13 protein-coding genes and 1 tRNA gene are annotated in these 11370 nt (G+C 57.1%); 7 read left to right on the forward strand and 7 right to left on the reverse strand.

The window, feature by feature from the left end; translation table 11 throughout:
* Nucleotides 1-37: 37 nt before the first annotated feature.
* Nucleotides 38-1471, reverse strand: a complete 1434-nt coding sequence (locus AAEZ05_RS23070) for a M48 family metalloprotease (protein ID WP_045058772.1) — start codon at nucleotides 1469-1471, stop codon at nucleotides 38-40.
* A 98-nt stretch (nucleotides 1472-1569) separates the two neighbouring features.
* On the opposite strand from AAEZ05_RS23070, the gene AAEZ05_RS23075 reads away from it, so the two are divergent.
* On the forward strand, nucleotides 1570-1809 hold the full coding sequence (locus AAEZ05_RS23075) for a sulfurtransferase TusA family protein (RefSeq protein WP_045058771.1): 240 nt from the start codon (nucleotides 1570-1572) through the stop codon (nucleotides 1807-1809).
* Nucleotides 1810-1841: 32 nt separating this feature from the next.
* On the forward strand, nucleotides 1842-2912 hold the full coding sequence (locus tag AAEZ05_RS23080; RefSeq protein WP_045058770.1) for an AI-2E family transporter: 1071 nt from the start codon (nucleotides 1842-1844) through the stop codon (nucleotides 2910-2912).
* Between the two features lie 89 nt (nucleotides 2913-3001).
* Here the strand turns inward: AAEZ05_RS23080 and AAEZ05_RS23085 are convergent, their stop codons facing one another.
* Both AAEZ05_RS23085 and AAEZ05_RS23090 read right to left on the reverse strand, forming a co-directional pair.
* Complete coding sequence (locus tag AAEZ05_RS23085) at nucleotides 3002-3475, reverse strand: peroxiredoxin (protein ID WP_045058769.1); 474 nt, start codon at nucleotides 3473-3475, stop codon at nucleotides 3002-3004.
* An 11-nt stretch (nucleotides 3476-3486) separates the two neighbouring features.
* The gene (locus AAEZ05_RS23090; RefSeq protein WP_045058768.1) at nucleotides 3487-4047 is read right to left on the reverse strand and encodes a glycine cleavage system transcriptional repressor; all 561 of its coding nucleotides are present in this window, start codon (nucleotides 4045-4047) and stop codon (nucleotides 3487-3489) included.
* A 326-nt stretch (nucleotides 4048-4373) separates the two neighbouring features.
* Here AAEZ05_RS23090 and dapA point away from each other — a divergent pair, with 326 nt between their 5' ends.
* The 5 genes from dapA (at nucleotide 4374) to AAEZ05_RS23115 (ending at nucleotide 8063) form a co-directional block, all read left to right on the forward strand.
* The gene (dapA, locus tag AAEZ05_RS23095; protein ID WP_045058767.1) at nucleotides 4374-5252 is read left to right on the forward strand and encodes a 4-hydroxy-tetrahydrodipicolinate synthase; all 879 of its coding nucleotides are present in this window, start codon (nucleotides 4374-4376) and stop codon (nucleotides 5250-5252) included.
* 17 nt (nucleotides 5253-5269) lie between these two features.
* Entirely contained in the window at nucleotides 5270-6385 is a 1116-nt protein-coding gene (bamC, locus tag AAEZ05_RS23100) for an NlpB/DapX family lipoprotein (RefSeq protein ID WP_045058766.1), read from the forward strand.
* A gap of 4 nt (nucleotides 6386-6389) precedes the next feature.
* Nucleotides 6390-7148 (forward strand): MBL fold metallo-hydrolase, encoded by a 759-nt coding sequence (locus tag AAEZ05_RS23105; RefSeq protein WP_045058765.1) that lies wholly within the window; start codon nucleotides 6390-6392, stop codon nucleotides 7146-7148.
* Nucleotides 7149-7176: 28 nt separating this feature from the next.
* Nucleotides 7177-7890: a phosphoribosylaminoimidazolesuccinocarboxamide synthase gene (purC, locus tag AAEZ05_RS23110; RefSeq protein ID WP_008034929.1), complete on the forward strand. Its 714-nt coding sequence runs from the start codon at nucleotides 7177-7179 to the stop codon at nucleotides 7888-7890.
* Between the two features lie 83 nt (nucleotides 7891-7973).
* A tRNA-Ser gene (locus AAEZ05_RS23115) sits at nucleotides 7974-8063 on the forward strand.
* 192 nt (nucleotides 8064-8255) lie between these two features.
* Here the strand turns inward: AAEZ05_RS23115 and AAEZ05_RS23120 are convergent.
* From AAEZ05_RS23120 to xisR, 4 genes are all read right to left on the reverse strand, one after another.
* On the reverse strand, nucleotides 8256-9272 hold the full coding sequence (locus AAEZ05_RS23120; RefSeq protein WP_350649006.1) for a DUF5675 family protein: 1017 nt from the start codon (nucleotides 9270-9272) through the stop codon (nucleotides 8256-8258).
* Nucleotides 9269-9607 (reverse strand): hypothetical protein, encoded by a 339-nt coding sequence (locus AAEZ05_RS23125; RefSeq protein WP_350649008.1) that lies wholly within the window; start codon nucleotides 9605-9607, stop codon nucleotides 9269-9271. The genes AAEZ05_RS23120 and AAEZ05_RS23125 overlap by 4 nt, the downstream gene beginning before the upstream one ends.
* A gap of 273 nt (nucleotides 9608-9880) precedes the next feature.
* A complete protein-coding gene (locus AAEZ05_RS23130; protein ID WP_350649010.1) occupies nucleotides 9881-11098 on the reverse strand; it encodes an Arm DNA-binding domain-containing protein in 1218 nt (405 codons plus the stop codon).
* A complete protein-coding gene (xisR, locus tag AAEZ05_RS23135) occupies nucleotides 11095-11310 on the reverse strand; it encodes an excisionase family protein (RefSeq protein WP_008036021.1) in 216 nt (71 codons plus the stop codon). The genes AAEZ05_RS23130 and xisR overlap by 4 nt, the downstream gene beginning before the upstream one ends.
* Nucleotides 11311-11370 lie beyond the last annotated feature (60 nt).

Genomic DNA, 11370 nt, shown 5'->3' on the forward strand with positions numbered 1-11370 from the left:
CGGTTTTTTTATGTGCGCAGATTGATGCTCGGGCCGCTTAGCCCATCATGTCCTTGACCATTCGTTCCTGTTCCATCAGCTCACGCTGACGCGCATCGATGCGCGACGACAGCGGGAAGTTGCTGCCTGCCTTGCGCTTGGCGAAATCCAGTTGCTGGATGGCCTGGCGATAGTCGCCCACCAGTGCAAAGTACTCGGCACGCGCCTGGTGCAGGCCGATGATGTTGCCCGACAGGCCGCGGGTTTCTGCCACCTGGTACCACACGTCCGGATCATCAGGGCGGGACTTGAGCAGGCCTTCCAGCGCCTTCTCGGCGTCGGCTGCGCGGTTCTGTTTGAGCAGCAGGTCAACGCGCACCTGGTTCAGCGGGTAGTTGCCGGGGTACTGGGTAAGCATCCGGTCCACCCGCGCCTGGGCATCCGCCAGGCGATTGTTGGTGATGTCCAGGTCCACTTGCGCCAGGTTGTAGATGATCTCGTTGGGCGACTTGGCCAGCAGCAGCTTGAGGTTCTCCCGCGCTTCGTTCAGCTGGCCGCCCTTGATCTGGGCGATTGCCAGGCCATAACGGGCAACGTCGCTTTTCGGATTCTCTTCCAGCTGAGCACGAAAACGCTTGGCACCCAGGCCCGGGGTTTCTTCGTAAACCAGTTGCACGCGGGCACGAATCAGCTGGTAGCGCAGCGTATCTTCGATGCCGCCGGCTTTAGCCTGCTCGGCCCGGTTACGGGTATCGGCGATGCGCGATTCGGTGACCGGGTGAGTCAGGAGGAATTCCGGGGGCTTGGCGTCGAAGCGGTACTGGCGCCCCAGGCGTTCGAACATGCTGGGCATCGAGCGCGGGTCGTAACCGGCTTTTTCCAGATTGAGAATGCCGATGCGGTCGGCTTCCTGTTCGTTCTGGCGGGAAAAGCGGCGCTGTTCCTGGATCGCCGCCGCCTGGCTGCCAGCAATTGCGGCGATCCCGGCATCGCCGGCACCGGCTGCAGCGATCACGATCCCGGCCAGCAGCGCGGCCATCATGGGCACCTGCATGCGCTGTTGCGCTTCAACGCCACGGGCGAAATGGCGCTGCGACAAGTGAGCCAATTCGTGCGCGAGGACCGAGGCGTATTCGCCTTCGGTCTGGGCATTGAGGAACAGGCCACCGTTGACCCCGATAATCCCGCCGGGCGCCGCAAAGGCGTTGAGCTGCGGACTGTTGATCAGGATGAACTCCAGGCGCCGGTCATTCACCTGGCTGGTTTCCACCAGGCGATAAACGCTGGATTCGACGTAATCCTTGAGCTGCGGGTCGTTGAGTTGCGAGACCTGGCTGCGCAACAGGGCGAGCCAGGCGCGGCCCAGCTGGTATTCCTGTTGCGGCGAGACGATGGCAGAACTGGCGTCGCCGAGTGACGGCAGGTCGTCGGCGAAGCCCGGTGAGGCGAGCAGGCAAGCGAGCGTCAGCAGGGTAGGGCGCAGAAAGGTCATGCACAAAGCCTTAGTCGACAAAGACCTTACTGTAGCCGGACACTTGCCTTCGGACCAGATATTCTAAGCCGTTCAACCGCCAGACCCGGAGTGATGCAATGACTGAAGCTGTAGCCCATGATGCCGAGCTGGACGCCAGCGGCCTGAGTTGCCCGTTGCCGCTGCTCAAGGCCAAGCTCGAACTCAATCGCCTGGCCAGCGGCGCAGTACTCAAGGTCATCGCCACGGATGCGGGGTCGCAGCGCGACTTTCGCACCTTTGCCCGATTGGCCGGTCATACGCTGCTTCGCGAAGAAGATGAAGCAGGCGTGTACCGCTACTGGTTGAAAAAAGCCTGAACTGCGTTGGGTTCGTTTCTTAAGGATTTTTGATGTTCAAAGTGTTACGCGACTGGATTCAGCGCTATTTCTCCGACGAAGAAGCCGTGGTGCTGGCGGTGCTGCTGTTCCTGGCATTTACCGCAGTCCTGACCCTGGGCGGGATGCTCGCGCCTGTGCTTGCAGGCATGGTGCTGGCTTATTTGATGCAGGGCCTGGTGGTGACGCTAGAACGCCTGCGCGTACCCGGTGGCGTCGCGGTGGGCCTGGTGTTCGCGCTGTTCATGGGTGTGTTACTGGTGTTTATCGTCGTCGTGGTGCCGTTGCTCTGGCACCAGCTGATCACCCTGTTCAACGAGCTGCCCGGCATGCTCGCCAAATGGCAGTCGTTGCTGTTGCTGCTGCCGGAACGCTACCCGCATCTGGTATCGGACGAGCAGGTGTTACGGGCAATTGAAGTGGCGCGGGGCGAGATCGGTAATTTCGGCCAGTGGGCGCTGACGTTCTCGCTGTCCAGCCTGCCGCTGCTGGTGAACATCATGATCTACCTGGTCCTGGTGCCGATCCTGGTGTTCTTTTTCCTCAAGGACCGGGAAATGATCGGCGAATGGGTCCGCGGCTATCTCCCTCGGGAGCGGGCGCTGATCACCCGCGTGGCCCATGAAATGAACCGGCAGATTGCCAATTACATCCGCGGCAAGGTCATCGAGATTTTCATTTGCGGCGGCGCGACCTACATCGGCTTCGTGGTGCTGGGCCTTAACTACGCAGCGCTACTGGCGTTGCTGGTCGGCGTCTCGGTGGTAGTGCCCTACGTCGGCGCCGTGGTGGTGACGGTGCCGGTCTTGCTGATTGCGCTGTTCCAGTGGGGCTGGAGCGATCAGTTCATCTACCTGATGGCAGTCTACGGCATCATCCAGGTGCTGGACGGCAACGTGCTGGTGCCGCTGCTGTTCTCGGAAGCGGTGAACCTGCATCCGGTGGCGATCATCTGCGCGGTGTTGTTGTTTGGCGGGTTGTGGGGCTTCTGGGGGGTATTCTTTGCAATTCCCCTGGCGACGCTGTTCAAGGCCGTGCTGGATGCGTGGCCGCGCAAGGAGCCGGTGGTGGCGCCGCTGCTTTAAACTGTAAAAGATCGCAGCCTTCGGCAGCTCCTACAGGAGCTCGCAAATTTCTCTGTAGGAGCTGCCGAAGGCTGCGATCTTTTCAAGGGTCACGCTTTATTCAAGGCCTGAGCCGCCGCCAACACCGCATCCACATGCCCCGGCACCTTCACACCACGCCACTCCTGGCGCAGCACACCGTCCTTATCAATCAGGAAAGTGCTGCGATCCACCCCCATGTACTCCTTGCCATACAGCTTCTTCAGCTTGATCACATCAAACAGCTGGCACAGCGCTTCTTCCTTGTCGCTGATCAGCTCGAAGTTGAAAGCCTGCTTGGCCTTGAAGTTCTCATGGGACTTGAGGCTGTCGCGGGACACACCGAACACTTCGGTATTGGCCGCCTTGAACGCCTCGAGCTGATCACGGAAGCCCTGGCCCTGGGTCGTGCAGCCTGGCGTGCTGTCCTTGGGGTAGAAGTAGATCACCACCTGCTTGCCCTTGAGACTGGCGAGGTTGACGGTTTGCCCGCTGGTGGCGGGTGCTTCGAAGTCGGCAACCGGTTGGTCGATGGCAACGGCCATGAAAAGCTTCCTTACATTGGGTTCTGTGGGCGCCACGGTTCAATCAGTGCGTCCAGGTTCAGCGCATCGGCGAAATCCAGGAACTGATCGCGCAACCAGCTGATCTGCACGCCGGCAGGCAGGGTCACGGTAAATGTGGCGTTGAGCATGGTGCCGCCGGTCTGAGGCGCCTGATAGGTGTCGCAGGTGAGGTTTTCCAGCTCGACGTTATGGTCCATGAAGAACTGGCAGAGCTCGTTGATGATGTCCGAGCGATAGGCGGAGCTGACGTAGGCGACGTACGGCAGGGCCTGAGGACGATTCTCCAGGGCTGCGCTGCGCACTACGTTGACGGTGAAGGCGTGCTTCTTGGCCAGGCCCGACAGGCTGCCTTCGAGGCGAGCCAGGGCGTCCCAGCTGCCGGAGATCTCGAGGACCAACGCACTGCACTCGCCATGACGGGTCAGGCGAGAAGTGACCACGGCGCAGCGATTTTCATGGCTGGCGCGGCACAGGACGTTAGTCAGCTCCATAGGGTTGGCGCCGAGGGCACTGATGACAAGGAATTGTTCGCGAACTGTGGGGGTGGACATGCAGCATTCCTAAAGCGATGAGCGGTCGATACCTCAACGGGCTTTTTTACCGTGCACGAGCCTGCGGATGCGAATTCAGAAAACCCGATGGCAGGTTGCAACGTGCTCTATTGAGGCAAGAGCGAAGGGTGGCAACGCTGGATCGGGGCTTATGATGCCGAAAATGGAGGCTGGAACCCGGCGTACGAGCTTATCAGTACCGATCAAAGTCTGAAGGGTAGCGAAAAGCGGCGCCAAGGGGAATGGCAGCAGCGCAGTACTTCGCTTGTACAAGCATCTTGGCGCCAGTACCATTACCGCTCTCTTTTTCCGGCAGGAGCGGTTGCATGATTGCGGGCAGTATGGTGGCACTGGTCACACCCATGGATGCACAGGGTCGTCTCGACTGGGACAGCCTGAGCAAACTGGTGGACTTTCACCTGCAAAACGGCACCCACGCCATCGTGGCGGTCGGCACTACAGGTGAATCGGCCACCCTTGACGTGAACGAGCACATCGAAGTGATTCGTTTCGTGGTGAAGCAGGTTGCGGGGCGCATTCCGGTGATCGCCGGTACGGGCGCCAACTCGACGCGCGAAGCCATCGAGCTGACCACCAACGCGAAGACCGCGGGTGCCGACGCCTGCCTGCTGGTGACGCCGTATTACAACAAGCCGACCCAGGAAGGCCTGTACCAGCACTTCAAGGCCATCGCCGAAGCTGTCGACATCCCGCAGATCCTCTACAACGTGCCTGGCCGCACCGCGTGCGACATGCAGGCCGACACAGTGATTCGCCTGTCGACTGTGAAGAACATCATCGGCATCAAGGAAGCCACCGGCGACCTGTCCCGTGCCAAGGCCATCCTCGATGGCGTGAGCGAAGACTTCCTGGTGATCTCGGGTGATGATCCGACCGCCGTCGAACTGATCCTGATGGGCGGCAAGGGCAACATTTCGGTGACCGCCAACGTGGCCCCGCGCGCCATGGCCGACCTGTGCAATGCCGCTCTGAAAGGCGACGCCGTCACGGCCCGCGCCATTCACGAAAAGCTGATGCCACTCAATAAAACCCTGTTCATCGAATCCAACCCTATTCCCGTGAAATGGGCGCTGCATGAAATGGGCTTGATGCCGGACGGTATCCGTCTGCCGCTCACCTGGCTCAGCACTGCCTGTCACGAACCGCTGCGGCAGGCCATGCGCCAGTCCGGCGTCCTGGTTTAATTGAGGAAGTATTACGCATGAAGCGATTGGCCGGACTTTCCGCACTAGCCGTGATCATCTCCAGCACCAGTGGCTGTGGATGGGTCTGGGGCCCGGAAGGTTATTTCCGTGACCGTGGTAGCGATTACCTAGAAGCGCAACAGACTGCACCGATGCAACTGCCACCGGATGTCACCACCGCCAAGCGCCTGGACCCGTTGCTGCCGATCCCGCGCAACGTGGCCGATGACTCCGTCAAGGGCGAGTACGTCGTGCCTCGTCCGCAACCGCTGACCGCGGCGGCTGACGCCAGTGCCTACTCGTTGCAGAAGAGTGGTGATACTCGCTGGATCGTCGCGCAGAATCCACCGGCAGAAGCCTGGCCAGTGGCCGTGCAGTTCTTCCAGGACAACGGCTTCCGCCTGGACGAACAGCGCCCGCAAACCGGCGAATTCACCACCACCTGGCAGCATTCCGACGAACTGTCCGCCGCCATGGCCAAGCGCCTGAGCGCTGCCGGTGTCGGCAGCGACAGCGAAACCCGCGTGCGGGTGCGCATCGAGCCGGGCGTGCAGCGCAATACCAGTGAAATCTACGTGGTCAGCGCCGAACGTCCTGCGGGCAGCACTGCCGATGTCGAGTTCACCAACCGTTCGGTCAACACCGGCCTGGACGCGGCACTGGTCGACGACATGCTCGCGAGCATGAGCCGTATCTCCGAGAAGGGCGGTTCGGTCTCCATGCTGGCTTCGCGTGATTTCGATACGCCAAGCCGCGTCAGCCTGAGCGAAGACGGCAGCGGCAACCCGGTCCTGAACATCGGCAACGACCTGGACCGCGCCTGGTCGAGTGTCGGTCGTGCGCTGGAACAGGGCGAATGGCGAGTTGAAGACATCAACCGCAGCCTGGGCCTGTACTACATCAACCTGGCTGAAAAGGCCGAGAAGAAAGACGACAAGCCTGGTTTCTTCAGCAGCCTGTTCGGCAGCGCGCCGAACAAGGAAGAAGTTGAAGCCCGCGCCGAGCGTTATCAGGTTCGCCTGAGCAAGGTGGGTGAAAACGTCCAGGTCACCGTCGAGAAGAACATCAACACCGTGGCGCCAGCTGATGTGGCGCGCAAAGTGTTGAGCGTGATTCAGGACAACCTGGGCTGATCTCATGCGTTTTGCCGTTCTCGGCAGCGGTAGCCAAGGGAACGGCACGCTGATAGCCAGCGCTGATACGTATGTGCTGGTGGATTGTGGTTTCTCCCTGCGGGAAACCGAAAAACGCCTGTTGCGCCTGGGTGTGAACCCGGCGCAGCTGAGCGCGATACTCGTGACCCACGAACATGCCGACCACGTGCATGGCGTGGGTTTGCTGTCTCGGCGCTACAATCTGCCGGTCTACCTCAGTCGCGGTACCCTGCGCGGGATGCGCAAACCCATTGAACCTGCTGGCCTGCTGGCCGGCGGCGAGCAACTGCAGATCGGCGCACTGAGCATCGGCGTCATTGCCGTGGCCCATGATGCACAGGAACCGACGCAGTACGTGTTCAGCGATGGTGAGCGGCGCTTCGGCCTGCTGACCGACCTGGGGTCGTACTGCAACAGGGTGCTGGATGGCTACAAGGACCTCGATGCATTGATGATCGAGTCCAACCATTGCCGTGACATGCTGGCTCGCGGTCACTACCCGTACTTTCTCAAGCAGCGGGTGGGCGGCGAACTGGGACATTTGAATAACCACCAGGCGGCATTCCTGGTGTCCGAGTTGGGCTGGCAAGGCCTGCAACACCTGGTCCTGGCCCATCTGAGCAGCAAGAACAACCTGCCGCAGCTGGCCCGGCAATGTTTTGTCGACACCCTCGGGTGCGACCCGGACTGGCTGCAACTGGCCGATCAAGATTCAGGGCTCGACTGGCGACACATCGCCTAGCCCACCTACTTAGCAAGCGGAGCCCATCATGGAAAAACGTGAAGAACTCTACCGCGGCAAAGCCAAATCGGTTTTCAAGACCGACGACGCTGACCGCTTGATCCTGCTGTTTCGTAACGACACTTCGGCGTTCGACGGCAAGCGCATCGAACAGCTCGACCGCAAAGGCATGGTGAACAACAAGTTCAACGCCTTCATCATGCAAAAACTCGAAGCCGCCGGCGTGCCGACCCAGTTCGACAAGCTGCTGGGCGACAACGAGTGCCTGGTGAAAAAACTCGACATGATCCCGGTCGAGTGCGTCGTGCGTAACTACGCCGCCGGCAGCCTGGTCAAGCGCCTGGGCGTCGAAGAGGGCATGAAGCTCAACCCTTACACCTTCGAACTGTTCCTGAAGGACGACGCCAAGGGCGACCCGTTCATCAACGAATCCCACGTGGTGGCTTTCGGTTGGGGCACCGCCGAGCAACTGGTTCGCATGAAAGAACTGTCGCTCAAGGTCAACGAAGTCCTGAGCAAACTGTTCGACGACGCCGGCCTGCTGCTGGTCGACTTCAAACTGGAATTCGGCGTATTCAGCGACGGCTCCATCGTCCTGGGCGACGAGTTCAGCCCGGACGGCTGCCGCCTGTGGGACAAGGCCACCGGCAAGAAAATGGACAAGGACCGCTTCCGCCAGGGCCTCGGTGACGTCATCGAAGCCTACGAAGAAGTCGCCAACCGTCTGGGCGTACCGCTTTAATCGACGCAAGCATCTGATACCACAGAAATATTTCGCTTAGGGGCTTCGCATCCGGCGAAAGTGTTGTTATGATGCGCGCCGTTGGAGAGATGCCAGAGTGGCCGAATGGGACGGATTCGAAATCCGTTGTACCTTCACCGGTACCTAGGGTTCGAATCCCTATCTCTCCGCCATTATTGAAAAAGACTAAGCCCCTGTAATCGTTAAAGATTACAGGGGCTTTTTCGTATTTGCTGCTGTTGTTAGGGCATTTTTAGGGCAAAAATTCACCATTTCGTTTCTAAGGCCTGGTAGCAAAGTGCAGTGTCCTCCGGATTCTTCTGAGGGTGTTGACCCTACGGCCATTAGATAGCGATACATTCAGACTAATCCCCATCTCGGCTATCACCGCCACCATCGTCACCATCATCACGATCGTCATAATCTGAATAATCATCGTAGGTGTCTGCCTGGTCCATATCGACGACTGCACCTTCGTTATCACCTGTCATATCTAGCTCAATAATACCGTCATTGTTTCCGTCATCTGCATCTGACACCGGATCAGGAGGACCTGGTTCAGGTGAAACATGATCAAACTGAATCAAATTAGGAGGTGCTGATTTACTGCTTTCCAAGAGGGACTTTAATCCCATTCCTTGAGTTTTCAATTTTTCCCAGAAAGAATCTTTCAATATGGGTTCTCTTGTGAATAAATCATCTGGCGCGACAGTGGTCCAGTATTTTAGGTCTTTCGATATCTGCATTGCTGTACCACCAAGTATGCCCCAGCGCACATACCTACCTTTAATTGAACTATCCTCGGGAGATTTCGAAATGATCCACTTCAGGTCTCTTATTATGTCTTCGTATCTCGCGGCGGCAGTTCCTCCGGCGATATTCCATGCGCCATTACCATACGTAAAATAGTAAGATTTTTCGGTGTAAGTTGGATAGTATCTAAGAGATTGTGGAATGCTCTGAATCTTAATGTTTATTAATAAGTCAGGACAGGCAATCGGATTTTCTGATCCGTAGAAAATATTTTTCAATTTGACGATCGCGTCTCGTGACGATCCTATTAAGTTCTTCGAATATTTTGCATTCAGGCCCACCAGAATGCAGCCGCTAGAATCGTCGGGTCTGTTGCCCACATGAACTTGCACGCCCGACCGAGGCCCCGTTCCTTCTAGTTGAATCGTAAAATTCGTGTCCCTGCTCTTGTCATATCGCAACGTACATCCATATTCGCCATCCGGGATGGAACTGATGTCGGGCTTGTTATCTTTCCACGGCAGTTCAAGAGTGAAAGCGACAAGCTGCCCATTTACATATAGCTCTCCCATTATTGCGTCAGGACTGGGCAAAATTCGCATTAGTTGAATTCTGAATTGAGGTTTCATGGTTGCACCAGGCTCTTCATTTGAAAGTCAGTTATTTCGATTCGTGAATCGTTTTCCATATCCTGCATTTGCCAACAGCGGACGATCTCTTCAGCTGATTCAGAAGAGACTGCGAATGGTTGGTGTGACGGAAATATATTTTTATGGGATAACACATCTGCTTGTGCCAAGTTCAAGTCTTTTTGTGTATCGCCAGTCCAAGCAGGTTGATGCTCGGAATGACCACACAAGGCAACATACCCGAACATCAAATCGTCGACTTCACAATCGCTAAAGTCGTCACAATCACCGGATAAATCGGTGTCGGTTCCATCATCAATCGGTGGTGGGTCCATTTCAATTCTCCAGGGGTTGGCAAAGTAAGAGCCAATGACCTGTTTTAGATTGTAGGACCAATTCACTATGGGGGATGAGATACGGACACCAAAGCTTTGGCTTCCGATGTATGGTAGATACTTTCTGTCCGCTGACTTTACACCGCCATTTGTTTGTTAACTAACTGAGACACATCTGTATGTTTCTTTATTTTTTGCGTCGTTGTATCGGACATAAAATTCCGTGCTAACTTTGAATTTGCTTTCCTTGAACAGCTACGGGGTGCTGTTATTTCATTTGTTTCTAAAGCCAAGCATTTTCGAAACGATGCCTGCCATGCTTTTGGTGTCCCTTGGGATCCACCTTCCGTAGTGTTTTCTAACCATTGTGGTATCCGAGTGCCCGAGCTGGCGAGCGACCCACTCAACCGGAACGTAGCTTGAAAGCATTTGACTGGCAAAGGTGTGGCGACATTGGTTGGCACCGCGGTGGCGGACTTCTGCCACTTTCAAATGGGCAGTAAACCACTTGCTCAATGTCTTGCCGCTCCACAGCTTACCGCTGGTGGAGCTGCGAAAAAGAAACTTCACCTTCATTTTTTTAGAGGTAATGTTGTCGCGCTGGATGACGTTGATCTCAACTGTATGCGCTTCCTTGGCGGCGGCAACAATCTCCCGCATCAAGACGAGGGCAGGGTCGATCAGCTCGACCACCCGTACTCTGGAGCGCTCTTTGGGGACTTTGAACTCTCCGACAACCAATGCCCGGCGCACGTATAACAAGCCGGCTTCAAGGTCAATGTCTTCAACGGCGAGCCCAATGAGTTCAGACAGGGACAGTCCGGCCCAGCAGTTGAACTCAATCATCCGGGCGTCAGCTTGTCGATCTGGATCCGCTTTGCCGATCAACTCGATCTCTGCGCGACTGAAAGGGTCGGCATGCTCAAGGTCGACGTCGGCCCCGACGTTGCTGATCCGGTCGAGCGGATTGGCTTTCAGGATGCCGTCGCCGAATGCATCAGCCCACACTCCGCGAACGACGGTGAAAATGTCGTTCACAGTTTTCGGGGCCAGGCCTTGCTTTAGCAGCTGCGCTTGAAACAGCTCGATGTCACTCTTGCTAATGTCGACGATCCTGCGTTTGCCGAACTTCTTGTCGACGTGCCCGGCTTTGCTGACGTAGTTGACGACGGTACTAGAAGCTTTGAGCGCACGCTGCACCTCCAGCCAGCGATCAATACCTTCCTTCACGGATCGCTTTAGCGAAGGACCGCCTGTTCCGGTGAACATAGAGGCCCTGGGCGAATTGGGGAAGTGGGCCGCGTAGTCGAAGCGACCCTCTTTGATTTCCGCGAGGATGGTGCGGCGCTTGTTGTCGGCGTACGCGATCGCAGCCTTGTTTACTTTCGAAATCCCTTCGAGGGGTTCCCTGCACCGTTGACCATTGAAAATGAACCAGATGCGTAGTTGCTTGCCGTTCATTTCAACGCCGGTCGGCATCTTGTCGATCATGGTTTCCCTTCCATCCAGCGTTCAATGGCTGCGCGGTTGTAGACGATCACGTTGGCGGGGTCGTAGCGCCAATGTTTGCCTTCGAGCCAAAGTCCGCGTGTACGGTATTTGCGAACCGCTTCAGTGCTCAAACCGAACACTGGATACAACAGATCCTGACGGAACCACGCACCTGGCGTGATGTGGAAATCGAGTTTTTCAGCAGCGCTCATTGTGTTTTCTCCCCGGTCCATTGGGGCCTGGTCAGTGATTCATGTGATCCAATGACAGAG

The organism is Pseudomonas sp. HY13-MNA-CIBAN-0226, from assembly GCF_040310305.1.
Taxonomy (GTDB): Bacteria; Pseudomonadota; Gammaproteobacteria; order Pseudomonadales; family Pseudomonadaceae; genus Aquipseudomonas; species Aquipseudomonas gregormendelii.